The 23744-nt window shown below is 66.6% G+C and carries 24 protein-coding genes and 1 pseudogene; 19 read left to right on the top strand and 6 right to left on the bottom strand.

From position 1 onward, the window contains the following. Positions 1–103: pseudogene (locus AC5Y42_RS21130) on the top strand (WXG100 family type VII secretion target); the annotation flags it as partial. A gap of 183 nt (positions 104–286) precedes the next feature. Here the strand turns inward: AC5Y42_RS21130 and AC5Y42_RS21125 are convergent. Next, the gene (locus AC5Y42_RS21125; RefSeq protein WP_499900516.1) at positions 287–775 is read right to left on the bottom strand and encodes an inorganic diphosphatase; all 489 of its coding nucleotides are present in this window, start codon (positions 773–775) and stop codon (positions 287–289) included. Between the two features lie 137 nt (positions 776–912). Here AC5Y42_RS21125 and dacB point away from each other — a divergent pair, with 137 nt between their 5' ends. Genes dacB through hpt form a run of 4 tightly spaced genes read left to right on the top strand, consistent with a single transcriptional unit; the run spans position 913 to position 4921 of the window. Continuing rightward, positions 913–2301 (top strand): D-alanyl-D-alanine carboxypeptidase/D-alanyl-D-alanine endopeptidase, encoded by a 1389-nt coding sequence (dacB, locus tag AC5Y42_RS21120; protein ID WP_499900515.1) that lies wholly within the window; start codon positions 913–915, stop codon positions 2299–2301. After that, positions 2298–3350, top strand: coding sequence for a zinc-dependent metalloprotease (locus AC5Y42_RS21115; RefSeq protein WP_499900514.1), 1053 nt, complete (start codon positions 2298–2300; stop codon positions 3348–3350). The genes dacB and AC5Y42_RS21115 overlap by 4 nt, the downstream gene beginning before the upstream one ends. After that, entirely contained in the window at positions 3329–4330 is a 1002-nt protein-coding gene (gene tilS / locus AC5Y42_RS21110; RefSeq protein ID WP_499900513.1) for a tRNA lysidine(34) synthetase TilS, read from the top strand. The genes AC5Y42_RS21115 and tilS overlap by 22 nt, the downstream gene beginning before the upstream one ends. 3 nt (positions 4331–4333) lie before the next feature. Further along, positions 4334–4921 (top strand): hypoxanthine phosphoribosyltransferase, encoded by a 588-nt coding sequence (gene hpt, locus AC5Y42_RS21105; protein ID WP_499900512.1) that lies wholly within the window; start codon positions 4334–4336, stop codon positions 4919–4921. On the opposite strand, the gene AC5Y42_RS21100 is transcribed toward hpt, so the two are convergent. Then, positions 4918–5610, bottom strand: a complete 693-nt coding sequence (locus tag AC5Y42_RS21100; RefSeq protein WP_499900511.1) for an SIMPL domain-containing protein — start codon at positions 5608–5610, stop codon at positions 4918–4920. The two genes, hpt and AC5Y42_RS21100, sit on opposite strands and share 4 nt — an antisense overlap. Positions 5611–5640: 30 nt before the next feature. On the opposite strand from AC5Y42_RS21100, the gene AC5Y42_RS21095 reads away from it, so the two are divergent. After that, complete coding sequence (locus AC5Y42_RS21095) at positions 5641–6528, top strand: SCO6745 family protein (protein WP_499900510.1); 888 nt, start codon at positions 5641–5643, stop codon at positions 6526–6528. Between the two features lie 9 nt (positions 6529–6537). Here the strand turns inward: AC5Y42_RS21095 and AC5Y42_RS21090 are convergent, their stop codons facing one another. Genes AC5Y42_RS21090 through AC5Y42_RS21075 form a run of 4 tightly spaced genes read right to left on the bottom strand, consistent with a single transcriptional unit; the run spans position 6538 to position 11409 of the window. Then, entirely contained in the window at positions 6538–8169 is a 1632-nt protein-coding gene (locus tag AC5Y42_RS21090; RefSeq protein WP_499900509.1) for an HNH endonuclease signature motif containing protein, read from the bottom strand. 59 nt (positions 8170–8228) lie between these two features. Beyond that, positions 8229–9242, bottom strand: coding sequence for a zinc-binding dehydrogenase (locus AC5Y42_RS21085; RefSeq protein ID WP_499900508.1), 1014 nt, complete (start codon positions 9240–9242; stop codon positions 8229–8231). Beyond that, positions 9242–10435 carry an LLM class flavin-dependent oxidoreductase gene (locus AC5Y42_RS21080; protein ID WP_499900507.1) on the bottom strand — a complete coding sequence of 398 codons (1194 nt, stop codon included), beginning with the start codon at positions 10433–10435 and terminating at the stop codon, positions 9242–9244. Before AC5Y42_RS21080 ends, AC5Y42_RS21085 begins: the two co-directional genes overlap by 1 nt. Beyond that, entirely contained in the window at positions 10432–11409 is a 978-nt protein-coding gene (locus tag AC5Y42_RS21075) for an alpha/beta fold hydrolase (RefSeq protein ID WP_499900506.1), read from the bottom strand. Before AC5Y42_RS21075 ends, AC5Y42_RS21080 begins: the two co-directional genes overlap by 4 nt. 277 nt (positions 11410–11686) lie before the next feature. Between AC5Y42_RS21075 and ftsH the strand changes: the two genes are divergently transcribed. The 13 genes from ftsH to lsr2 all read left to right on the top strand — a co-directional run bounded on the left by ftsH (position 11687) and on the right by lsr2 (position 23684). Continuing rightward, positions 11687–14014: an ATP-dependent zinc metalloprotease FtsH gene (gene ftsH / locus AC5Y42_RS21070; RefSeq protein ID WP_499900505.1), complete on the top strand. Its 2328-nt coding sequence runs from the start codon at positions 11687–11689 to the stop codon at positions 14012–14014. A 23-nt stretch (positions 14015–14037) separates the two neighbouring features. Beyond that, entirely contained in the window at positions 14038–14646 is a 609-nt protein-coding gene (gene folE / locus AC5Y42_RS21065) for a GTP cyclohydrolase I FolE (RefSeq protein WP_499900525.1), read from the top strand. A 20-nt stretch (positions 14647–14666) separates the two neighbouring features. Then, a complete protein-coding gene (gene folP, locus AC5Y42_RS21060; RefSeq protein WP_499900524.1) occupies positions 14667–15464 on the top strand; it encodes a dihydropteroate synthase in 798 nt (265 codons plus the stop codon). Beyond that, entirely contained in the window at positions 15457–15861 is a 405-nt protein-coding gene (folB, locus tag AC5Y42_RS21055) for a dihydroneopterin aldolase (RefSeq protein ID WP_499900504.1), read from the top strand. The genes folP and folB overlap by 8 nt, the downstream gene beginning before the upstream one ends. Then, on the top strand, positions 15858–16382 hold the full coding sequence (gene folK / locus AC5Y42_RS21050; protein WP_499900503.1) for a 2-amino-4-hydroxy-6-hydroxymethyldihydropteridine diphosphokinase: 525 nt from the start codon (positions 15858–15860) through the stop codon (positions 16380–16382). The genes folB and folK overlap by 4 nt, the downstream gene beginning before the upstream one ends. Beyond that, positions 16382–16858, top strand: a complete 477-nt coding sequence (locus tag AC5Y42_RS21045; protein WP_499900502.1) for a DUF3180 domain-containing protein — start codon at positions 16382–16384, stop codon at positions 16856–16858. The genes folK and AC5Y42_RS21045 overlap by 1 nt, the downstream gene beginning before the upstream one ends. A 120-nt stretch (positions 16859–16978) precedes the next feature. Continuing rightward, positions 16979–18448 carry a DUF6779 domain-containing protein gene (locus AC5Y42_RS21040; RefSeq protein WP_499900501.1) on the top strand — a complete coding sequence of 490 codons (1470 nt, stop codon included), beginning with the start codon at positions 16979–16981 and terminating at the stop codon, positions 18446–18448. Positions 18449–18564: 116 nt separating this feature from the next. Then, positions 18565–19476 (top strand): Rossmann-like and DUF2520 domain-containing protein, encoded by a 912-nt coding sequence (locus tag AC5Y42_RS21035; RefSeq protein ID WP_499900500.1) that lies wholly within the window; start codon positions 18565–18567, stop codon positions 19474–19476. Positions 19477–19487: 11 nt separating this feature from the next. After that, a complete protein-coding gene (gene panC / locus AC5Y42_RS21030; protein ID WP_499900523.1) occupies positions 19488–20408 on the top strand; it encodes a pantoate--beta-alanine ligase in 921 nt (306 codons plus the stop codon). Continuing rightward, entirely contained in the window at positions 20408–20815 is a 408-nt protein-coding gene (panD, locus tag AC5Y42_RS21025; protein ID WP_499888948.1) for an aspartate 1-decarboxylase, read from the top strand. The genes panC and panD overlap by 1 nt, the downstream gene beginning before the upstream one ends. A 2-nt stretch (positions 20816–20817) precedes the next feature. After that, positions 20818–21633: a type III pantothenate kinase gene (locus tag AC5Y42_RS21020; RefSeq protein WP_499900499.1), complete on the top strand. Its 816-nt coding sequence runs from the start codon at positions 20818–20820 to the stop codon at positions 21631–21633. 93 nt (positions 21634–21726) lie between these two features. Continuing rightward, positions 21727–23229 (top strand): lysine--tRNA ligase, encoded by a 1503-nt coding sequence (gene lysS / locus AC5Y42_RS21015; RefSeq protein WP_499900522.1) that lies wholly within the window; start codon positions 21727–21729, stop codon positions 23227–23229. 116 nt (positions 23230–23345) lie between these two features. Then, positions 23346–23684 (top strand): histone-like nucleoid-structuring protein Lsr2, encoded by a 339-nt coding sequence (lsr2, locus tag AC5Y42_RS21010; protein ID WP_499888951.1) that lies wholly within the window; start codon positions 23346–23348, stop codon positions 23682–23684. The last annotated feature ends 60 nt before the right edge of the window (positions 23685–23744 follow it).

Here is a 23744-nt window from a genome sequence, read left to right as displayed (position 1 = left end):
AGAGTTGGTGCGGGCCTATCACGCGATGGCGGGTAACCATGAGGCCAACACCATGGCCATGCTGGCCCGCGACCAAGCCGAAGCCGCCAAATGGGGCGGCTAGCCCGGCCGACCACGATTGAGACTGCGGTGAGGTAATCGAGACCGCGCCCAGCGCGGGTTCGACGCCTGGACTCACCCTGCGCGCAGTCTCGGCGCCACCAGCGCAGCCTCGCGGTTGCCAAATGGAGCCACTAGTGCCGGTGGCGACCCGCTGCGCCCGGCTTCGCCGCGCTTGCGATCGCCACTAGTGCCCGCTGGCCTTGAACCGCTCGATCGAGCGCTGTACCTCAGCTTCAGCCTCGGCGCGCCCAACCCAGTCGGCCGTCTTGACGAACTTGCCCGGCTCTAGCGCCTTGTACTGCGAGAAGAAGTGCTTGATGGCGTCTAACTCGAAGGCGGGGACGTCTTCGATGTCGTTGATCTGATCCCACCGATGGTCCTTCGCGGGAACACACAGCACTTTGTCGTCGCCGCCGGCCTCGTCGGTCATCCGAAACATCCCGACCGGCCGGGCTTCCACCAGCACACCGGGAAACAGCGGCGCGGGTAGCAGGACCATCGCATCGAGCGGGTCGCCGTCCTCGCCGAGGGTGTCGTCGATGAAGCCGTAATCGGTCGGGTACGCCATCGAGGTGTAGAGGTAGCGATCCAGCCGAATCCGACCCGTCTCGTGATCGACCTCGTATTTGTTTCGCTGGCCCTTCGGGATTTCGATAATCACGTCGAATTGCACCGGCTTGGCTCCTTCGTGGGGTCAACTGGTCGTCGGTTGACGTCGGAGTAACCCTAATGCAGCGCGCTGCGACCCCATCGTGCCCGGTCGGTCTGTGAGCGGTTGGGCAGAATGGGACCGGAAGAGTCAGGAGAGTCATGCGTCCCACACAGTGGCGGCGATCCACCCACCTGATCGTGGGGGCGGCCGTGTTGGCGGTAGTTGCCCTCGTGGTGGCGGCAGCCGCGTTGTTCACCGCGAGCGGTCGCGGCGCCAGTGGTGCCCGCATCCCGCCGCCGCCACCTGCGGTGACCGCGCAACCGGGTGTGGTGCCAGTGGCCGATACCGCCGCTATGCCGACCGCCGGGGGGCTGTCGGCCGCGCTGGCGGCGGCATTGGCCGACCCGAATCTGGGTCGGCTGGGCGGCCGGGTCACCGACGCGATCACCGCCAAGGAACTTTGGCAGCAGCAGGCCATTCTGCCGTTGCAGCCGGCGTCGACCAACAAAACGCTTACCGCCGCGGCCGCGCTGCTCTCGCTGGATCGCGCGGCCCGGGTCACCACTCGAGTGGTCGCGGCCGGCCAGCCGGGGGTCGTGATACTGGTCGGCGGCGGCGATCCGACACTCTCGGCGGTGCCGCCCGGCCAGCAGACGTGGTATCACGATGCGGCCCGCATCAGTGATCTGGCCGATCAGGTCCGTCGCGGCGGCGTGGTACCGACAGCGGTGCAGGTCGACACCTCGATGTTCAGCGGTCCGAAAGTGGCACCGGGCTGGGATCCCGGCGACATCGAAGGCGGCGACGTGGCCCCGATCGAGTCGGTGATGCTCGATGCCGGACGCGTGCAACCAGCGACCACCGACTCAAGCCGGTCCCACAGCCCGGCGCTGGACGCGGGCCATGCGCTGGCCGTTGCGCTCGGGGTCGACCCGGCAAAGGTGACGATCGCCGCCCATCCGGCACCGGCCGGCGCACAGCAGTTGGCCGCTGTGCAGTCGGCGCCGCTGATCCAGCGGCTGTACGAGATGATGAACGCCTCTGACAACGTGATGGCCGAGTGCATCGGCCGGGAAGTCGCGGCGGCCCTGCACCGGCCACTCAGCTTCGCCGGCGCGGTGGATGCGGTGACCAATCGGCTGAGGACCGCGCATATCGACATCGCCGGGGCGTCGTTGCAGGATTCCAGCGGGTTGTCGGTCGACGACCGGTTGACCGCCAAGGCCCTCGACGCCGTCGTACAGGCCGCTGCCGGTCCCGGCCAACCCGAGCTGCGGCCGTTGCTGGATGTGTTGCCGATCGCCGGTGGAAGCGGCACGCTGGCCGACCGTTTCCTGGATCCCACCTTCAGACCCGGGCCGGCGGCCGGCTGGCTGCGCGCCAAAACGGGCTCACTGACCGCCACCAATGCTCTGGCCGGAGTGATCACCGACAGGAGCGGACGCGTGCTGACGTTCGCTCTGATCTCCAACGAGGCCGGCCCGACCGGTCGCATTGCGATCGACAACCTGGCCGCCGCCCTATGGTCATGTGGATGCGCGGCGTGACTACATCACCGGAGCTGACCGTCGGGCGCGCCGTGGACTGGCAGTTCGCGGCCACCGTCGGCGAACGGCTGTCGCGCCCGGGCCCGCCCGCCACCGATTACACCCGTCGCCAGGTCATCGACGATCTGGCCGGTGCTGCCAAGGCGGCCGAACCTCCGGTGCGTGACGTGACCGGTCTGCAGACCAGCGACGTGGTGCCCGAGGCCCGCATTGTGGACCGCCCGGCCTGGGTCCGGGCGGCGGCCGAGTCGATGCGGATCATGACGGGCGGAACCGACAAGCCGCGAGGGTTCGTCACCGGCCGCGTCGCCGGCGCGCAGACCGGTGCCGTGTTGGCGTTCGCAGCATCCGCCATCCTCGGGCAGTTCGACCCGTTCGTCGGTGACACCGGCTGCCTGCTGTTGGTGTATCCCAACGTGCTCGCGGTCGAGCGCCAATTGCGGGTGGAACCTTCCGATTTCCGCCTGTGGGTATGCCTGCACGAGGTCACCCATCGCGTGCAGTTCACTGCCAACCCCTGGCTATCGGGCTACATGGCGAAGGCACTTGGGGTGCTCACCCAAGAAAGCAGTGACGACGTCGGCCAAGTTGTGGCCCGGCTCGCCGACCTCGTCCGCGGCCGCGGCGAATCGTCGGCCGGCGGTTCTGACGCCCATGCTTCGGGTGTGCTGGGACTGATGCGGGCGGTGCAGTCTGAGCCACAGCGTCAGGCCCTGGATCAACTGTTGATGCTTGTCACCGTGCTGGAGGGTCACGCCGATCACGTGATGGACGCGGTCGGACCGGTGGTGGTGCCGTCCGTGGCGACGATCCGGAGCCGGTTCGACGACCGTAGACACCGCAAACAGCCCCCGCTGCAACGGCTTTTGCGTGCGTTGCTGGGCATCGATGCCAAGATCAGTCAGTACACCCGGGGCAAGGCCTTTGTCGATCATGTGGTGAGCCGGGTGGGGATGGAGCGGTTCAACACGATCTGGACCGGCCCCGAGACGATGCCGCTGCCGACCGAGATCGAAGACCCTGGACGATGGATCGATCGGGTGCTGTAGGCGAGCTGTACGCCGCAATCGCGGCATTCGCCAAGACCTACCTCGCGGATACCGAGCGCTGGTGTGTGGCGCTTTCCGGTGGCCCGGATTCCTTGGCGCTCACCGCTGTTGCCGCTGACTTGCTGCCGACCACCGCGCTCATCGTCGACCACGGCCTGCAGACCGGTTCCGCTGAAGTGGCCGCGGCTGCCCGCGCTCAAGCGCTTGAGGTGGGATGCGTTGAGGCCAACGTGCTTTCCGTACAGGTGACGGGCGACGGTGGGCCGGAAGCGGCAGCGCGCAGCGCACGCTACCTTGCGCTGGATGCCGCGCGCGGTGATTGTGCGGTGCTGCTGGGCCACACCCTCGACGACCAATCCGAAACCGTGCTGCTGGGGTTGGGTCGCGGTTCGGGTGCTCGTTCGATCGCTGGAATGCGGGCGCACGACCCGCCGTGGTGTCGGCCCCTACTGGGGGTGCGGCGTCGCCTGACACACGCCGCATGCGGGCAACTGGGGCTGTCGGCATGGCAGGACCCGCACAATTCCGACCGTCGATTCACCCGGACACGTCTGCGGCACGAGGTGCTGCCGCTGCTGGAGGAGGTGCTTGGCGGGGGTGTGGCCGAAGCGTTGGCACGCACTGCGACGGCGTTGCGTGAGGACACCGAGTTGATCGACGCATTGATCGTGCAAGCGCTGGCCACGTCGACGGACGGCGAGGACCTGGACGCGACGGCGTTGACGGCGTTGCCCGACCCGATTCGCCGTGGGGTCATTCGCAGCTGGCTACTGGCCGGCGGAGCAATCGGATTGACCGACAAGCAGATCCGCGGGGTGGACACACTGGTCACCGCTTGGCGAGGCCAGGGCGGGGTGGCGGTCGGTTCGACGCTGCGCGGTCAACGGCTGGTCGCCGGCCGCTGCGGTGCAGTGCTGAGCCTGCAACAGGAGCCGATCCGCGGTGAAGCCGGGCGCAGCAGTCAGCGCAAGACGACCTAGGCTGTGGTGGTGGCAGGCGACTCGGCCGAGCTGTACCCCGGCGACATCAAGTCGGTGCTGCTCACCGGGGAACAGATCCAGACCCGCACCGCCGAGCTCGGCGCGCAGATCGGCGACGACTACCGCGACGTGGCCACCGGCGAGCGTCAGGACCTGCTGCTGATCACGGTGCTCAAGGGTGCCGTCATGTTCGTCACCGACCTGGCGCGTGCGATTCCGCTGCCGACCCAGTTCGAATTCATGGCGGTCAGCTCTTACGGCTCGTCGACGTCGTCGTCGGGAGTGGTGCGCATCCTCAAGGACCTCGACCGCGACATCAACGATCGTGACGTACTGATCGTCGAGGACGTCGTCGACTCCGGCCTGACCTTGTCATGGCTGCGACGCAACCTGGCCACCCGGCGGCCACGGTCGCTGCGGGTATGCACGCTGCTGCGCAAGCCAGACGCCGTGCGCGCAAACGTCGAAATCGCCTACGTGGGCTTCGACATTCCCAACGAGTTTGTCGTGGGATACGGACTGGACTACGACGAGCGGTACCGCGACCTGTCCTATATTGGAACACTTGATCCAAGGATCTACCAGGACTAGCCCAACTCCCAGACTGCGGTCACCGAGAAGCTGACCGTCTGCTGGCCGGGTTGCAGTGGCACTTCGGCCGCCATCGGCGCTCGCGGCATCGGCGTCGGTGTGGGCGGCGCGCCCGATGCCTCCGAGATCGAGATCACCTTGCCCAGGCTGAGTCCGGAGAGCTGCGCGTATTGGCCGGCGCGGTCCTTGGCGTCCTGGAATGCGCGCGCCCGCGCGTCCTTGACGAGCTGTGAGTCGTCCTCGATGGAGTAGCTCACCGAGTTGATCCGGGTCGCGTCGCTGCCGGCGTCGACGATGACGGCCAACACGTGCGATGCCGTGTCCAGCTTGCGGATCTTGACCCGGATCGAGTTGCCGGCGCGGTAGCCGGTGATGTTGTCGGTACTGCCGCCGTACTGCGGCTGCACGCTGACGTTGGTGGTACTGACGTCCTTGGCGTCAACCCCCGCGTCGGTGACTGCATTGATGACTGCCTGTTGACGGTCGTTGGTCTGGTCCATCGCCGCGGTTACGTCCGGCGCGATGAACTCGACGCCGACATCGGCAGTGAGCGTGTCTGGGACGCCTTGGATGTGGCCGGCGCCAACGACCGTCACCTGTCGCGGATTGTCCCCGACCGGGCCGGGGCTGCTATCGCATGCCGACAGCGCGGCCGCGACGAGCCCCAATGCGAATACGAGACGCAGCATGACTGGCACCCTATGCGAGGATTGCCACATATGACCGTCACCCCGGCGAGAGCGCTCGCCATCGCGATCGAACCCTTCTCGGGTCAGGTGTATTTCTCCCCGGAATGCCACGGCAACTATGAGGCGCTCGGGTTCGGGCCCAGTCCGGCGAAGACGGGCGAGGTCGCGATGCCTGACGGCCCGGCCTACTTGTGCAGTCGCGGCTCGGTGCTGGGACAGGTGCCCGGTGAGGTGATCGCCGCAGCCTTCGCGGTTTTCAATCCGGCGGCCGTGGTGCCGGCAGTCGCCCACGGGTGGACACTGACGGACGCCCCAACGATCTGCGCGGCACGAACCGATGGCGCGATACGCCAGCTGCACCGTGTGCTCGGCGCCCACCCAGACGGCCTCGACCGTGGGTTGGAGCTACTCCGGCGGGCGACCGAACAGTTGCCATTGGCGGGCAAGCCGCTCTTTGCGGGTCTGGTCGCGCGGGGTCTGCCCGGTGAAGCGCTCGGTGATGCCTGGCGCCTTGCCGACGAGCTGCGTGAGTTCCGCGGCGATGTTCACGTGAACGCTTGGACCACTGCCGGTTTCGATGCTGTAGAGATCGGCTTGATCACCGAGCTCTACTGGGGGCTGCCATTACGCAGCTACATACGGACGAGGGCGTGGACCGACGAAGACCTCGCTGCGGCCGAGGACCGGCTGCAAACACGCGGTCTGATCCGCGATGGGGCGCTCACCGACGCCGGGCGGACGGCCCGGGAGGCGATCGAGGTGGCAACCGACGAGGGGTGCGCGCCGATCACCACTGCGTTGGGCGAGGGCCTCGACGAGTTGGTAAACCTCATTGGCGCGTGGTCACGACAGTTACAAACAGCGGGCGGCTACCCGCCTGCTGGGCCGCAGGACCTTGCTGCGCAGACAAACCGCTGATCAAGCGTCTCAAAACGGCGGGTCGTCGGGGAGGGGCTCCAGTTCAGGTTCATCGGGTGTCCAATCCGGGGGCAGTTCTTCGGGTTCGCGTGGGTCGTTGACCCATGTGCAGAACGGGCTGGTGCTCGGTTTGCCCTTGAAGAGAAACAGCATGTCGCGCATGTGGTTTCGGAATCTTCGGTGAGCGATCTCCTTCGCACGCGCTTCCTCGAGGCGACGACGGGCCTCGTTGATGGGCCGCTGCTCGCGATTATGTTTGCGCGCCTGAACGATTCGGGCACTTCGTTGTTTTGCCCTGCTGCGTTTACTCGGGGTTGGCGCCGCACACGCTGGCGCACGAGGTTGGGAGAATAGATCAGCACCGGCCGGACTTGTCCGGTAGGTCTGTCCGGTGGGCGATGTCCAGATCACCGTGCCGTCAGCCCCTTGTTCGTCATGCCAGCTGCCGAATGTTTTCAGCCGATGATGCTGGCGGCAAAGGCATTTGAGATTGGACGCCACCGTCAGCCCACCCGCCGCCGGGTTGGCGTGGTTGAACGGAACGGTGTGGTCGATGTCGCAGTGTGTCGCACGACGATGGCAGCCGGGGAAGCGACAGGTGAGATCTCGGCACCGGATGGCACGTTCGAGTGCGGCCGAGGGCTGGTATCGCAGCGCTTCGGCGGCACTGGCCTGGAGATCGGCCGGCCGCAACGATGCGTCCGCAGCGAGCTCGCGCACTTGCTCGGCATCGATGACGCCGTAGCCATCCAGGTAGCCGGGCTGGTCGCTTTCGCCATTGACAGTCGCCTCGCCGGCCACCACATTGACGATCACCTGCGCCCCGCCTGGATCGCGGTCAATAGCGACTCTGCTGGGGCACTCCGGTTGTCCGCAGCCACAGGCTAATTGGCGGCCTTCGGACAGCGCCGCCAGTGCGTCGGCGCGACGTTGATCCAACGTGCGCGGATCGGCCGGGCACACCTGCTTGGCCAACTGCGACAACCGCCGGTCAAACGCGGTGGCCGCCGTGGCGGCAACTGTGCCGTAAATCTCGGCCATCCCGTTGTCCTGGGCGGCGACCCCGACGTAGCGGTCGTTTTCCGCTTGGGTGCGGCGCTCGCGAGCGGCGTCGGGATCGGCAATCCGCACCGCGGCGTCGACGGCATTGATGATGCGCTGCTTCGACCAGCTGTGCCATTGACCGATGCGCTCGGCCAGCGACTCGTCCAGTTTCGCTATCAACCCGTCGTCTGTGACCAGGTCAGTGCGGCTGATGATCAATCGCACCGTGCGCCAATCGGTTCGCCCCTCTGCAAGAAGAGCGGCCACTTTCGGCAGCCGGACGTCTAGCGCCTCGGCGTACGACACGAGGTATGACGCCCCCGCGGGGGACAGGTTCATCGCCGCCGCCACCTCTGCGGTGGTCTGTTCGAAGCCGTCGATTACCGCATAACCACGCGCGGGCTCGGCCCGTTCGCTCGCGGCGACTCGATGTCGCAGCAGTGCCGCCACCGCCGCCAGGCGTCGCGCCACCATGATCGACTCCAGCTGATACGACGATTCCACAGCGGCCACCAGCCGTGACGGATCCAGATCGGCGATCGTCGCGGGGTCAGCGATACCCGCCGCTACCAGCGGCTTCGTGAGAGTATCGAACATAGTTTCGATCATAGTTGCGCCCACCGACAGGATCGATGGCAGTGTCCACTGCCGCCACGCTACGGCGTGACGAGGATCTTGCAGTGCCGCTCGGGATCGGCCAGGTCGTCGAACGCCGCCCCGACTCCGTCCAAGCCGACCTCGCCGGTGATCAGTGGGCTCACGTCGATGCCACCTTCGGTAATCGACCGCAGCGACTCGGCGAATTCTGCCGGATCGTAGGCGAGAACGAACTGCACGTTGATCTCTTTGGCAATACCGAAGACTGGATGCACCGCGTCGGTCTCCATGCATACACCGGCGACGACCAGACGGCTACCCGGCTGGGCCCGCCGCATGACGTCGTCGATGATTCCGGGCACCCCGACCGCCTCGAACACTACTTTCGGCTTGACTGAATCGAACGGTGAACCCGCCGCGGGGTCGATCGTCTGATGTGCGCCCATCGTGGTGGCGAGCTCTCGCCGCCGTGGTGAGAAGTCGGATGCCGCAATGGTTTCGACGCCCCGCATGTGCAGCGCCGCAATGATCGCGATACCTATCGGGCCGCAGCCGAGCACCAGCACCGGCTCGTCGCGCTGGACGCCCGACTTGTTGACTGCGTGCAGCCCGACGGCCATCGGCTCCGTCAGCGCGGCATGTCGCGGATCCAACCCATTGCGAATCGGCAGCAGTAGCGGCGCGGAAAGCAGCATGCGTTCCGCGTAGCCGCCGATCGTGTTGTTGGACTGAAAGATCGGTTCGACTCCCTTAGTGGATAACAGTACCGGTACCGACGTAACGAGCGTTCCGGGCGGATGCGTGTCGGTGTCGGGTCCGGCTTCAAGCACCTCCGCGCTGAACTCGTGGCCCATGAAGACGTCGCGGTCCAAGTCGACCTGCATGCCGTCGGCGCCCGCGCCCATTTGCTCGGTCAGTGCCAGCATCTCGGCGCCGTGCGCAGCGAAATGCAAGTCGGAGCCGCAGATACCGCATGTCCGCACGGCGACCAGCACCTGGCCCGGTCCGGGCACCGGTTCCGGAACGTCGTCGCGATACACCATGCGGCCGTCGCGCAGCACCGCGGCCCGCACTAGTTCTGCTCGCTTTCCAATTTGAGTTCGTCGGTGTGCTGGCTGATCGCCTTCACCACCGCCTCGCCGGCGCGGCCTAACAGCTGTTCTCGCATACCGCGAGCCCATTCGTGAGAAGCCCGCGGCGCTTCCAGTTGTCCCTTGAAATGCGGAATCACCTTGCGTGCGAACAGCTCGTAGGAGTGATACGTCGCCTGGGGCGATGCCCAGTCATGTCCGAGCATCAGGAAGGTGCCGAAGCCGCCCGACCGGTCCACCAGATCTTGGATGTAGCCGATGCAATCTTCTGGTGTGCCGATACAGCAATTGCCTTTGGCGGCATAGTCTTCGACGAACTCGCGCGGTGACTGCGCGCCATCGACCAGATTCGCCAGCGGCACAAACCCGGCAGCACCGAAGTACTTGGCGAAATCCTGTAATCCGTACGTACAGTCATCGATCGCCTGGTCGCGGCTATCGGCCAGATGCACGATGCCCAGCACCCGCCAGCCGGTGCGGTCCGGCTCGTCGCGTCCGGATTTGTCCGCCTGCTCGCGGACCACCTCCCAGGTGTTTTCCAGCGCCGCATAGCCTCCCGGCACCGACATCGACAGCGACAGCAACGACGTCCCCAACGCACCCGCGAGCCGTGGCCCGGACGGTGAAATCATTGCGGCGGTGGAGATTTCCGGATATGGCCAGCTGTAGGGGCGGATGTGCAACTGTGCGTCGCGCAGGGTGAACCAGTCGGAATGCCGGTCGATCCGCTCACCGGGTGCGGCGCGGAACAGCGCCAGAATCGCCTCCAGGGATTCTTGCATCATCCGGCGCTGCTCGACTGGGTCGATGCCCATCATGTAGGCGTCTGACGGCAGTGCGCCCGGACCGGTACCGAACATCACCCGGCCGCGGGTCAGATGATCCAGCAGCACCCAGCGGTCGGCGACCATCAGCGGATGGTGGTAGGGCAGCGACACCACTCCGGTGCCCAGCCGAAGGTGCTTGGTCCGCTCGGCGGCCGCGGCGATGAATACCTCGGGGCAGGCGATCAGCTCGTAGCCGCCGGAATGATGTTCACCGAACCAGGCTTCGTCGAACCCCAGCCGATCCAGTGCGACGACCCGCTCCATGTCGTATTCGAGTGCTGCCGTGGGTGATTGGCCGGTCGGGTGAAACGGTGTGATGAAGACACCGAAGTCCAGAGGCCGGTTCATGACAGCTCCAATCCGGTGAGAAAGTCCAGCAGCACCTCGTTGACTTGGTCCGGGCGTTCCTGTTGCAGCCAGTGCCCGGCGCCCTCGATCAATACCTCACGGTACGGACCGGTCACCACCTCGCCCGCGCGGTCGCGGGGGGTGAAACCCAAAACCGGGTCGTCGGCGCCCGCGACGAACATCGCCGGCACCGCGATCGTGGCGGCCACCGGGTTGGCCATGATCTCCCAGTTGCGGTCCAGGTTGCGGTACCAGTTCAGGCCGCCGGTGAAGCCGGTGCGGGTGAATTCGGCGATGTAATGGTCGAGTTCGGCGGCGCTGATCCAACTCGGCAAGCCATCGGGTTCGGGTAGCCGTTCGACGAAACCCTCCGGCCCGGGTCGGATCATCCGTACCGCGGCCGCCCGGTCGCCCCCCTGCTGCAAACCACCCATCATCCGGCGGATGAACCTCGCTGGGTCAGCCCCCAGTTCGGCGTCGGCCACCCCGGGCTCCTGGAAATAGAGCATGTAGAAGAAGTTGTCGCCGAAGAGCTTGCGAAACGCCTGTGTCGGCGGAACCTGGGAGCGGGGTACCGCCGGGACGCTCAACCCGACGACGGCCGCCACCCGGTCGGGGTGCAGTTGCGCGGAACTCCAGGCCACCGGGGCACCCCAGTCGTGGCCGACGAACACGGCCTGCTCGGCCCCGACGTCGTCGAGCAGACCGATCAGATCGGCGGACAGCTCGGCGACGTTGTAGTCGGCGACGTTCGGGGGCTGACTGGAACGGCCGTAGCCGCGCTGATCGGGGGCCACTACGTGGTAGCCGGCGGCGGCCAGCGCCGGGATTTGGTGCCGCCAGGAGTAGGCCAGTTCGGGAAACCCGTGGGCCAGCAGCACGACGGGCGCGCCGCGCTCGCCCGCTTCGACGGTGTGCAATCGCACACCATTGGTTTCGATGAGCCGTTCAGTCGAGCGGGCGGTATCAGGCACGTGTCTCACCAAAGCACACGCCCGGCCTGCCCGGAAGGGTCCGACCAGCGGCCGCGACGGCCTTCGGAGGCCTTGGGAACTGTCGTTCGTTCAATTCACTGACGGGCCGGCGGCGACGTGCCGCGCCCGCCTCCGCCGCGCTGGCCTCGGCCAGTTGCCCGTCTCTTCCGCGGGCAGCGCACCGCCCGCATCGTCGCCGGGCGGGCCACTGGCGGTAGCCTGGACTATTCGAGCTGCGTGTATCGGGGAAGGACCTGGCCGGCACGGCCGATGATTGATGAACCGAAAAAACGTGATCCGCACCCTCACGGCGATCGCTGTCGTGCTGCTGCTGGGCTGGTCATTCTTCTATTTCAGTGACGACACCCGCGGCTATCAGCCCGTCGACACCTCGGTGGCGGTGGCCCAGATCAAGGCCGACAACGTCAAGACCGCCCAGATCGACGACCGCGAGCAGCAGCTGCGGTTGACCTTGAAAAAGGCCGACAGTGACACCGAGGGCTCCGACAAGGTCATCACCAAATACCCCACCGGCTACGCCGTCCCGCTGTTCGATTCGCTGAGCAGCAAAAACACCAAGGTCGGCACCGTGGTCAACCAGGGCAACATCCTGGGCTCACTACTGATATATGTGCTGCCGCTGCTGCTGCTGGTCGGCCTGTTCGTGATGTTCTCCCGCATGCAGGGCGGGGCGCGGATGGGCTTCGGCTTCGGCAAATCGCGGGCCAAGCAGCTCTCCAAGGACATGCCCAAGACCACCTTCGCCGACGTGGCCGGTGTCGACGAGGCGGTCGAGGAGCTCTACGAGATCAAGGACTTTCTGCAGAACCCGGCGCGCTACCAGGCGCTGGGCGCCAAGATCCCCAAGGGCGTGCTGCTCTACGGCCCGCCGGGAACTGGTAAGACGCTGCTGGCGCGCGCCGTCGCAGGCGAGGCCGGCGTCCCATTTTTCACCATCTCCGGGTCGGACTTCGTCGAGATGTTCGTGGGGGTGGGCGCATCCCGGGTCCGTGATCTGTTCGAGCAGGCCAAGCAGAATAACCCGTGCATCATTTTCGTCGACGAGATCGACGCGGTGGGCCGCCAGCGCGGCGCCGGGCTCGGCGGCGGCCACGACGAACGCGAGCAGACGCTGAACCAGCTGCTGGTCGAGATGGACGGTTTCGGCGAACGCGCCGGCGTCATCCTGATCGCGGCCACCAACCGCCCCGACATCCTCGACCCGGCGCTGCTGCGGCCCGGCCGCTTCGACCGTCAGATCCCGGTTTCGAACCCCGACCTCGCCGGCCGGCGCGCGGTACTGCGCGTGCATTCCAAGGGCAAGCCGATCGGGCCCGACGCCGACCTCGACGGGCTGGCCAAGCGGACCGTGGGTATGACCGGCGCCGATCTGGCCAACGTCATCAACGAGGCTGCGCTGCTCACCGCCCGGGAGAACGGCACCGTGATCACCGCCGCCGCTCTGGAGGAGGCGGTCGACCGGGTGATCGGTGGGCCGCGCCGCAAGGGCCGGATCATCAGTGAGCAGGAGAAGAAGATCACCGCCTACCACGAGGGCGGGCACACGCTGGCGGCTTGGGCGATGCCGGACATCGACCCGGTTTACAAAGTGACGATCCTGGCCCGCGGGCGCACCGGCGGGCATGCGGTGGCAGTACCCGAAGACGACAAGGGGCTGCGGACCCGCTCGGAGATGATCGCGCAGTTGGTGTTCGCGATGGGCGGTCGCGCCGCCGAGGAACTGGTGTTCCGCGAGCCGACGACGGGCGCGGTGTCCGACATCGAGAAGGCCACCCAGGTCGCCCGCGCGATGGTCACGGAGTTCGGGATGAGCTCGCGGCTGGGCGCGGTCAAATACGGCACCGAACACGGCGACCCGTTCCTGGGCCGGACGATGGGCACCCAGCCGGACTACTCGCATGAGGTGGCCCGCGAAATCGACGAGGAGATCCGCAAACTCATCGAGGCCGCGCACACCGAGGCGTGGGAAATCCTCACCGAATACCGGGATGTGCTCGACACCCTGGCCGGCGAGCTGCTGGAGAAGGAGACCCTGCACCGCGCCGAACTCGAGGCGATCTTCGCCGACGTCGAAAAGCGCCCGCGACTGACCATGTTCGACGACTTCGGCGGCCGTATCCCGTCGGACAAACCGCCGATCAAAACACCGGGTGAGTTAGCCATCGAGCGTGGCGAGCCGTGGCCCCAGCCCGCACCCGAGCCCGCATTCAAAGCCGCGATCGCGCAAGCGACCCGGGAAGCCGCGCAGGCCGAGACCGATCGAGGCACCAACGGAACCAATGGTTCGCACGGGCCGGACGACGCCGTTGCGGCGCGCCCGACCCAACCCGATTACGGCGCGCCGGCGGGTTGGCACGCGCCCGGCTGGCCGCCCCAGCAGCAGCCGCCCGGCTACCGCTACCCGTCGCCGCCGTCACAGCCACCGCATTGGTCGCCACCGCAGCACTACGCGGGCCACCAGGGTCAGCCGTATCCGCCCTACCCTCCGTATCCGCCGCCTGGTAAACCAACTCCGGAGACCGGGCCGCCCCCCGAGCAGCAGGGCGGGGACCCGAGTCGGTCCAACCCGCCGGCGCGCGGCTGACAAAAGGGGGTCCGATGGCTTCGATAGCACAGCCGAATTCCCGTATCGCCAACCTGCACACACCGAAGTTCGACCAGGCGCGTGTCGAGGCAGCGGTCCGCGAATTGCTCTGTGCGATCGGCGAGGATCCGGATCGCCACGGCTTGGAAGACACCCCGGCGCGGGTCGCCCGCAGCTACCAAGAGATGTTCGCCGGGCTCTACACCGACCCCGACTCGGTGCTGGACACCACATTCGACGAACAGCACGACGAGTTGGTGATGGTCAAGGAAATCCCGCTGTACTCGACCTGCGAGCACCACTTAGTGGCATTCCACGGGGTGGCGCACGTGGGCTACATCCCCGGATCCGACGGTCGGGTGACCGGGCTGTCCAAGATCGCCCGGTTGGTGGACCTGTACGCCAAGCGGCCGCAGGTGCAGGAGCGGCTCACCGCGCAGATCGCCGACGCGCTGATGCGAAAGCTCGATCCGCGGGGGGCGATCGTGGTGATCGAGGCCGAGCACCTGTGCATGTCGATGCGTGGAGTGCGCAAGCCCGGCGCGATCACCACCACGTCGGCCGTGCGGGGTCTGTTCAAGACCAACCAGGCATCTCGAGCCGAAGCGCTCGAGCTCATCTTGCGCAAGTGAGCACGACACGCGTCCATGTCATGGGAGTGGTGAACGTCACCGACGACTCGTTCTCCGATGGCGGTCGCTACCTGGACGCTGACCGCGCCGTCGAACACGGCCTGGCCATGGTTGCCCAAGGCGCGTCGATCATCGACGTCGGCGGAGAGTCGACCCGTCCCGGCTCGATCAGGCTGGACGTCCGAGTCGAGGCGGCCAGGGTGGTGCCTGTAGTGAAAGCGCTTGCAGCAGAGGGAGTTACGGTCAGCATTGACACCATGCACGCCGGTGTGGCGCAGGCGGCGCTGGACAATGGCGCGCGGATCGTCAACGACGTGTCCGGTGGGCGTGCCGATCCCGCGATGGCGCCGCTGTTGGTGGAAGCCGGCGTGCCGTGGGTCTTGATGCACTGGCGATCGGTCTCGCATCAGGTGCCGCGCTACGACGACGTGGTCGCCGACGTGCGCGCCGAACTGCTTGCCAGTGTCGACAACGCAGTGACCGCCGGCGTCGACCCGGCGAAACTGATCATCGACCCAGGGCTGGGATTCGCCAAGACCGGGCAACACAATTGGGCGCTGCTTCATGCGCTGCCGCAATTGGTGGCCGCCGGGGTGCCGGTCTTGGTGGGAGCCTCGCGCAAACGCTTTCTCGGCACGTTGCTGGCCGACCCGGACGGTGCGGTGCGGCCACCCGACGGGCGTGAAACGGCGACCGCGGTGGTGTCGGCGCTTGCTGCACTGCACGGTGCGTGGGGGGTACGGGTGCACAACGTGCGAGCCTCGGTCGACGCGCTCAAGGTGCTGGCGGCTTGGGAATGGGCTGGGGCCAATGACTGATCGAATCGAGTTGCGCGGCTTGACCGTTCGTGGCCACCATGGTGTTTTCGAACACGAACGAACCGACGGTCAGGACTTCGTCGTCGACATCATCGTGTGGATCGACTTGGCCGACGCCGCGGCCAGCGACGACTTGACCGACACCTATGACTACGGCGCACTGGCCCGGCGCGCGGCCGATATCGTCGGCGGGCCGGCCCGCAACCTGATCGAAACTGTCGCCGCCGAGATCGCCGAGAATGTGATGAACGACAAGCGCGTGCACGCTGTCGAGGTGACCGTGCACAAGCCGCAGGCCCCGATCCCGCAGGCCTTCGCTGATGTGGCCGTGGTGGCCCGACGCTCGCGGCGCAATGGCCGCGGCGCCGTGATTCCGGCTGGAGGGCGACGCGCGTGACGCAGGTGGTGCTGTCGATCGGTTCCAATCTCGGGGACCGGCTGGCTCGATTGCAATCGGTGCTCGACCGACTCGGGGAGAACGTGCGGGCCATTTCACCGGTGTACGAGACCGCAGCGTGGGGCGGTGTCGAACAGGGACCTTTCCTCAACGCGGTGGTGATCGCCGACGATCCGGCGCTCGACGGCCAGGGCTGGTTGCGCTGTGCTCAGGAAATGGAGCAGGCCGCCGAGCGGGTACGCGGCCAGCGGTGGGGACCGCGGACCCTCGACGTGGACCTGATCGCTTGCTACGACGACGGCACCGAGCTGTTCTCCCGGGACAACGGCCTGACGTTGCCGCATCCGTTGGCGCATCTGCGCGCATTCGTCATGGTGCCCTGGCTGGCGGTCGAGCCGGACGCGGAACTGACCGTGGCCGGCCACAAGCGGTCGATCGCCAAGTTGCTCGCCGAGCTGGATCCCGCCGACCGCGCCGGCGTGCGACTGACCGATTTCGCGCTGACGCCTCCGGGAGCCTGATGGGACCTACCCGCAAACGTGACCTGACGGCCGCGGTGATCGGCGCGGCGGTAGCCGGATACCTGGTGGTGGTGCTGCTATACCGGTGGTTTCCGCCGATCACGGTCTGGACCGGGCTGTCGCTGCTGGCCGTCGCCGTCGCCGAAGCGCTGTGGGGACGATATGTGCGGGCCAAGATCAGCGACGGCCAGATCGGCGACGGGTCGGGCCGGCTGCATCCGCTGGCGGTGGCCCGCAGCCTGGTGATCGCCAAGGCCTCGGCGTGGGTCGGCGCCCTGATGCTGGGTTGGTGGGTCGGGGTCCTGGCGTACCTGCTGCCGAGGCGATCGTGGCTTCGAGTGGCCGGCGATGACACTGCGGGCACCGCGGTGGCGGCCCTCAGCGCGCTGGCGTTGACGGTTGCCGCGCTATGGCTACAACATTGCTGCAAGTCACCTCACGACCCGACCGAACACGGCGAGGGCGCGCAAAGTTAACGCGCCCGGCGACGATGCAGCCCGCGGAGAGGGGTGAGAAGGAGCCGGGCAATTAGTCCAGGTGAGAATCGCCGGAGTGCGGCGACACGCGGAGTGACCTCGGCCCGGTACAGTCGGGCCATGACCGTTCTGTCCCGCGGCGCCCGGGTCCGGCGCGGCGGCCGCAGGCCGGGTTGGCCATTGTTGACGGCGTTGCTGGTTCTCGCGATCGGGGCCAGTTCCGCCTTGGTTTTCACCAATCGCGTGGAGCTTCTCAAACTCGCGGTGATCCTGGCGCTGTGGGCTGCCGTGGTGGCCGCGTTCGTGTCGGTGATCTACCGGCGGCAAAGCGATGTCGATCAGGCGCGGGCGCGAGACTTGAAACTCGTTTACGACCTGCAGTTGGATCGGGAGATTTCGGCGCGCCGCGAGTACGAGCTGACCGTGGAGTCCCAGCTGCGCCGCGAGCTGGCCTCGGAATTGCGCGCCCAGGCAGCCGATGAGGTCGCCGCGCTGCGCGCTGAGCTGTCGGCGTTGCGCACCAACCTCGAGATCCTCTTCGATGCCGAGCTCGACAACCGGCCGGCGTTGGAGACCGAACGCAAAACCGTGCGCGGCTACAGCGACTGGGAGCGGGAAGACGAGAGCCCACGGGATCGGATCAATCGAGTGACCTCGGTTCGCGCGGAACAGACCGCGCAACGGGCCGAAGACAACTCGATCATCGACGTTCCCGAGGAGCCGTTGGCACCCCCGCCGCGACCGAGTGCGTACGCCTACCAGACGCCCGACGCGTACCAAGCCGCCGAACCACACGAGCCACCCGGTTACCGCGGTTCGCACTGGCAACAGGCCGAGTCCCGGGGCCAGCCGCCGCACGGCCAGCAGCCGTCGAGCCCCGGTTGGGCACCGCCAGAACCACACTCGCGAGGCGGTTGGTCAGACGCCGAGGAACACGACGAACCGCAACCACGGCAGCGTGCCCGTCGGCGATACGCGTTCCAGCCGCCGCCCGGCGAGCCGCGGTTCGAACCTCCGCCGATGCCGCAAGCGCCGCAACCGCCGCAACCGGAAGAGCGGCGGCCGGCATGGTCGCCTCCGGACGAGGAGCCAGCGCCGCCCGCTGCGGCCAGCGACTGGCAGCCCATCGGTGCGGAGGGTCAGTGGCTGCCGCCGGGGGCACCCGGCAGCAATTGGGCACCTGGTTCCGCGCCTGGCGGTAGCGCGGTGACCGACGACGGCACGGCCCGCGAGCCCACGCTGGCTGCGCCGCCGCCGGCCGAGCCCCGAGGACGGCATTCCAGCCCGGCCCAGCCGGTGACGACCCAACACGGCGAGGCCGAAAGTGGTTGGGAATTCGGTGAATCCGATCGTCGGGCGAGGGCGCGCCATTCTGTGGAAGCCGCCGGAGATGCTGGTCCGACGCCACCGCATGGCCAGCCGGCGCCGGCCATGTCGCCGCCACCGCAGCCCGCCGCTCGGCACCGCGGCACCGACTCGTCGTCGGATTCCGACGGCGTGCACACCGGCGGCCAGTCGGTCGCCGAACTACTGGCGCGGCTGCAGGCCAGCCCCGGTGGAGGTGGCCGGCGTCGTCGCCGCGAGGACTGAGCGTGGCGCACGCCACGTCGCGTCACCGGCCCGCATCACGGTAGAGTTTTGCTGACCGTCCGGTACCTGCTTCGCGGGACTGGAACGAACTAACGAACTTGTGAGGGTCGTCTGCGATGGTGCAGTTCGACGGATTGCGCCCGGCCCGGCTCAAAGTGGGAATCATCTCCGCGGGCCGGGTAGGCACCGCGTTAGGAGTCGCGCTGGAGCGCGTCGACCATGTCGTGGTGGCATGCAGCGCGGTCTCTCGCGCATCCCGGCAGCGAGCCGAGCGTTGGTTGCCGGACACCCCGGTATCCCCGGTACCCGAAGTCGCCGGCTCAGCTGAGCTGCTGCTGTTGGCCGTGCCGGACACCGAGTTGCCCGGCCTGGCGGCCGGCCTGGCCGCTACCTCGGCAGTACGGCCCGGGACCATCGTGGCGCACACCTCCGGCGCCAACGGGATCGGCGTACTGGCCCCGCTGGCCGAGCAGGACTGCATTCCGCTGGCCATTCACCCGGCGATGACGTTCACCGGATCCGACGAGGACATCGGCCGGCTGGCGGGCGCCTGTTTCGGGATCACCGCCGCAGACGACATCGGCAATGCGATCGCGCAGTCGCTGGTCCTGGAAATCGGCGGTGAGCCGTTCCGGGTTCGCGAGGAAGCGCGGACGCTCTATCACGCCGCGCTGGCCCACGCCGGCAACCACATCGTGACGGTGCTCGGCGATGCCCTGGACGCTTTGCGGTCCTCGTTGTCCGGGCAGGAGCTCCTCGGGCAACAGCTGATCGATGACCAGCCCGGTGGACTCGCCGAACGTGTCCTTGGCCCGCTGGCCCGGGCAGCGCTGGAGAACACTCTGCAACGCGGTCAGGTGGCGCTGACCGGGCCGGTCGCCCGCGGTGACGCCGACGCACTTGCCGGCCACCTGTCCGCTCTGAGTGCGCTTGACGCGCGGCTGGCGCAGGCCTACCGGGTGAACGCACTGCGCACCGCCGAGCGGGCGCATGCGCCCGAGCACGTTTTCGAGGTGCTGGCGCAGTGATCAACCGCAAGATGCCGGCGTTTCGCCCCGATGAGCTCAACGTGTACTCGACGCCCGGTGATGTCAGCGCCGTCAGTCGCGCGCTGCGCCACACCGGGCGGCGGGTGATGCTGGTGCCGACCATGGGGGCGCTGCACGACGGGCACCTGGCCCTGGTCCGTGCCGCCAAGCGGGTGCCCGGCGCGGTGGTCGTGGTGTCGATCTTCGTCAATCCGTTGCAGTTCGGCGCCGGCGAAGATCTCGAGGCCTACCCGCGCAATCTCGAGGACGACCTGGCACTGCTTCGCGGCGAAGGTGTCGAAGTCGCGTTCACGCCCAGTGTCGCGGCGATGTATCCCGACGGCCCCCGCACTGCCGTACATCCGGGACCGTTGGCGGCGGAACTCGAAGGCGCTTCCCGGCCAACGCATTTCGCTGGCATGCTGACCGTCGTGCTGAAACTGCTACAGATCGTGCGGCCCGATCGGGTGTTCTTCGGCGAGAAGGACTATCAGCAGCTGGTGCTGGTACGGCAAATGGTCGCCGATCTCAACGTCGGAGCAGCGGTGGTCGGCGTACCGATCGTGCGTGAAAACGACGGGCTGGCAATGTCATCGCGTAACCGCTATCTCGATCCGGACCAGCGGGAGTTGGCCGGCGCACTGTCGGCGGCGCTGGTGGCCGGAATGCACGCCGCACCGGCCGGAGCGGACGCCGCGCTGGCGGCGGCCGCCGCCGTGCTCTCGGAGCTACCGGCGATCGAGGTCGACTACCTACAGGTCCGCGACCCAGCACTCGGGCCGGCGCCGGCCCACGGCCCCGGTCGACTGCTGATCGCCGCCAGACTCGGCACGACCCGACTCCTGGACAACATCGCTATCGAAATCGGTACCACCGTCGGCATTGACGGGCGAGAGCCCGCTATGCATCACCAAACATCGTGGAGGAACTGATGTTACGGACAATGCTCAAGTCGAAGATCCACCGCGCGACCGTCACGCAGGCGGATCTGCATTACGTCGGCTCGGTGACCATCGACGCCGATCTGATGGACGCGGCCGACTTGCTCGAAGGTGAGCAGGTGACGATCGTCGACATCGACAACGGCGCCCGACTCGTCACCTACGCCATCACCGGCGAACGCGGCAGCGGTGTGATCGGAATCAACGGCGCCGCCGCGCATCTGGTTCATCCCGGTGACCTGGTGATCCTGATTGCCTACGCGACCATGGATGACGCGGAGGCCCGCGCCTACCGGCCGCGGATCGTTTTTGTCGACGCCGACAACCGCCCGATCGACCTCGGGCACGACCCGGCATTCGTGCCCGACGATGCCTCCGACCTGCTTTCCCCGCGGTAGCCGTGCTGCTCGCGATCGACGTCCGCAACACGCACACCGTCGTAGGCCTGCTCTCTGGGTCCAAAGAGCACACGAAGGTGGTGCAGCAGTGGCGGATACGCACAGAATCCGAAGTCACCGCCGACGAGTTGGCGCTGACCATCGACGGGCTGATCGGTGATGATTCGGAACGGCTCACGGGCGCGTCGGCGCTGTCCACCGTTCCGTCGGTGCTGCACGAGGTGCGAATCATGCTCGAGCAGTACTGGCCGTCGGTGCCGCATGTACTGATCGAGCCCGGTGTGCGCACCGGCATCCCACTGCTGGTCGACAACCCCAAAGAAGTCGGAGCCGACCGGATCATCAACTGCCTGGCAGCTTTTCACAAGTACAAGACCGCGGCCATCGTCATCGATTTCGGTTCGTCGATCTGTGTCGATGTGGTGTCTGCCAAGGGCGAATTCCTCGGTGGCGCCATCGCGCCCGGGGTGCAGGTGTCCTCGGATGCCGCGGCCGCGCGGTCGGCGGCGTTGCGACGCGTCGAACTGGCCCGGCCCCGCTCAGTGGTCGGCAAGAACACCGTCGAATGCATGCAGTCCGGCGCGGTGTTCGGCTTCGCCGGGCTGGTCGACGGCCTGGTGCAGCGCATCCGCGACGATGTGGACGGGTTCGGCGGTGACGACGTCACCGTGGTGGCCACCGGGCACACCGCCCCGCTGCTGTTAGCCGAACTGGACTCTGTCGACCACTACGATCAGCACCTGACGTTGCAAGGGCTGCACCTGGTGTTCGAACGCAACCGCGACAGCCAGCGCGGCCGGCTCAAGACCGCGCGCTAGTCATCGCGAAACAGAAGCCATGGCTGCGATCGGACGGGGATCACTACCCTGGCTTCCATTTCGCGGGCCGTGTCGCGCGCTCATCTAAGCTGGCTGGTCGTGAGCTCCGCCGAGGACATCCCCGAGCAGTACCGGATCCGCCGGGACAAGCGCGCTCGGCTGTTGGCGGAAGGCCGCGACCCCTACCCGGTCGTTCTTGAACGGACCCACAGCCTGGCCCAGGTCCGTGCCGCATATCCCGATCTTCCGACAGATTCGGCGACCGGCGACTTCGTGGGCGTTGCAGGTCGAGTGATATTCATTCGCAATTCCGGCAAATTGTGCTTTGCGACGCTGCAGGAGGGCGACGGCACCCAACTGCAGATAATGATCAGCCTCGCCGGCGTCGGGCAGGACGCGCTCGACGCGTGGAAGGCCGACGTCGACATCGGCGACATCGTCTACGTGCACGGCGAGGTGATCAGCTCACGACGCGGTGAGCTGTCGGTGCTTGGCGACTCCTGGCAGATCGCGTCGAAGGCACTGCGGCCGCTGCCGGTCGCGCACAAAGAGATGAACGAAGAGTCGCGGGTACGTCAGCGCTACGTCGACTTGATCGTTCGCCCGCAGGCCCGCGAGGTTGCCCGTCAGAGAATCGCCGTCATCCGTGCGATACGGACGGCGCTGGAACAGCGCGGGTTTTTTGAGGTCGAGACGCCGATGTTGCAAACTTTGGCCGGCGGCGCGGCGGCTCGGCCGTTTGTCACACACTCCAATGCACTCGACATGGATCTGTACCTTCGGATCGCGCCGGAACTGTTCCTGAAGCGCTGTGTGGTGGGCGGGTTTGACAAGGTCTTTGAACTTAATCGGGTGTTCCGAAACGAAGGCGCCGATTCCACGCATTCCCCGGAGTTTTCCATGCTGGAGACTTACCAAGCCTATGGAACCTACGACGATTCGGCGGTTGTCACTCGCGAACTCATTCAGCAGGTGGCCGATGAGGCGATAGGCACTCGTCAACTGCCACTGCCCGACGGCAGTGCCTATGATATCGACGGAGAATGGACCTCGATACAAATGTATCCGTCACTATCCGCTGCGGTCGGTGAAGAGATCACGCCGGATACTACCGTCGATCGCTTACTGCGCCTCGCCGGGGCGCTCGGCGTCGAAATTCCCGCCGACCGCGGTTACGGACACGGCAAACTGGTCGAGGAACTGTGGGAGCATACCGTCGGCGCCGGCTTGTCCGCACCGACCTTTGTCCGGGACTTCCCGGTTGAGACAACACCATTGACACGCCAGCACCGCAGCATTCCGGGTGTCACCGAGAAGTGGGATCTCTACGTGCGCGGTGTCGAACTTGCCACCGGCTATTCCGAATTGATCGACCCAGTGATACAGCGGGAAAGATTCGCGGCCCAGGCGAAGGCTGCGGCCGCCGGCGACGACGAGGCGATGGCGCTCGACGAAGATTTTCTTACTGCACTCGAGTATGGTATGCCGCCGTGCACCGGAACAGGAATGGGTATCGATCGGTTGTTGATGGCTTTGACCGGCCTGTCAATTAGGGAGACCGTTTTGTTCCCGATTGTTCGTCCGCACGGCAACTGAACTGTCTTGCCGCGGCGCCGGTATTGAATACCGTGCCTTTGTATGGCAGATTGATGCCAAGGGGTTCAACGAAAACTCGCACACCAAGTGCACAGGAAAGTCGAGGGTGGGAGCTAATGGCGAAGAAAGTTACCGTCACCTTGGTCGATGATTTCGACGGTGAGGGTGCCGCTGATGAAACAGTCGAATTCGGCCTCGACGGTGTGACCTATGAGATTGATCTTTCAACCAAAAATGCAACAAAACTGCGTAACGACCTGAAGCAATGGGTGGAAGCCGGCCGTCGTGTTGGTGGCCGGCGCCGTGGACGTTCCGGCTCGGGTCGTGGCCGTGGCGCCATCGACCGCGAGCAGAGCGCGGCTATCCGGGAATGGGCTCGTCGTAACGGACACAACGTGTCGACGCGGGGCCGTATCCCGGCCGACGTCATCGACGCGTTCCACGCCGCCACCTGACCCTAGGAGCACTTTCGCTGGTGGCGAACTGATCACCCGTTAATACGGGAAACGTTTCGG

Source organism: Mycobacterium sp. NGS48 (genome assembly GCF_059812585.1).
The sequence above is the reverse complement of the archived record's forward strand: the minus strand, read 5'-3'. Positions and strand labels throughout refer to the sequence as shown.

Bases quoted from the DNA above. Each gene is read 5' to 3' on its own strand.
- AC5Y42_RS21100 (WP_499900511.1), bottom strand. From the start codon at position 5,610: ATGCTGCGTCTCGTATTCGCATTGGGGCTCGTCGCGGCCGCGCTGTCG.
- lsr2 (WP_499888951.1), top strand. From the start codon at position 23,346: ATGGCGAAGAAAGTTACCGTCACCTTGGTCGATGATTTCGACGGTGAG.
- tilS (WP_499900513.1), top strand. From the start codon at position 3,329: ATGGATCGATCGGGTGCTGTAGGCGAGCTGTACGCCGCAATCGCGGCA.
- panC (WP_499900523.1), top strand. From the start codon at position 19,488: ATGCCGGCGTTTCGCCCCGATGAGCTCAACGTGTACTCGACGCCCGGT.
- folB (WP_499900504.1), top strand. From the start codon at position 15,457: ATGACTGATCGAATCGAGTTGCGCGGCTTGACCGTTCGTGGCCACCAT.
- ftsH (WP_499900505.1), top strand. From the start codon at position 11,687: ATGAACCGAAAAAACGTGATCCGCACCCTCACGGCGATCGCTGTCGTG.
- AC5Y42_RS21035 (WP_499900500.1), top strand. From the start codon at position 18,565: ATGGTGCAGTTCGACGGATTGCGCCCGGCCCGGCTCAAAGTGGGAATC.
- AC5Y42_RS21045 (WP_499900502.1), top strand. From the start codon at position 16,382: ATGGGACCTACCCGCAAACGTGACCTGACGGCCGCGGTGATCGGCGCG.
- folP (WP_499900524.1), top strand. From the start codon at position 14,667: ATGGGAGTGGTGAACGTCACCGACGACTCGTTCTCCGATGGCGGTCGC.
- panD (WP_499888948.1), top strand. From the start codon at position 20,408: ATGTTACGGACAATGCTCAAGTCGAAGATCCACCGCGCGACCGTCACG.
- AC5Y42_RS21080 (WP_499900507.1), bottom strand. From the start codon at position 10,435: ATGAACCGGCCTCTGGACTTCGGTGTCTTCATCACACCGTTTCACCCG.
- AC5Y42_RS21095 (WP_499900510.1), top strand. From the start codon at position 5,641: ATGACCGTCACCCCGGCGAGAGCGCTCGCCATCGCGATCGAACCCTTC.
- AC5Y42_RS21040 (WP_499900501.1), top strand. From the start codon at position 16,979: ATGACCGTTCTGTCCCGCGGCGCCCGGGTCCGGCGCGGCGGCCGCAGG.
- AC5Y42_RS21090 (WP_499900509.1), bottom strand. From the start codon at position 8,169: ATGTTCGATACTCTCACGAAGCCGCTGGTAGCGGCGGGTATCGCTGAC.
- dacB (WP_499900515.1), top strand. From the start codon at position 913: ATGCGTCCCACACAGTGGCGGCGATCCACCCACCTGATCGTGGGGGCG.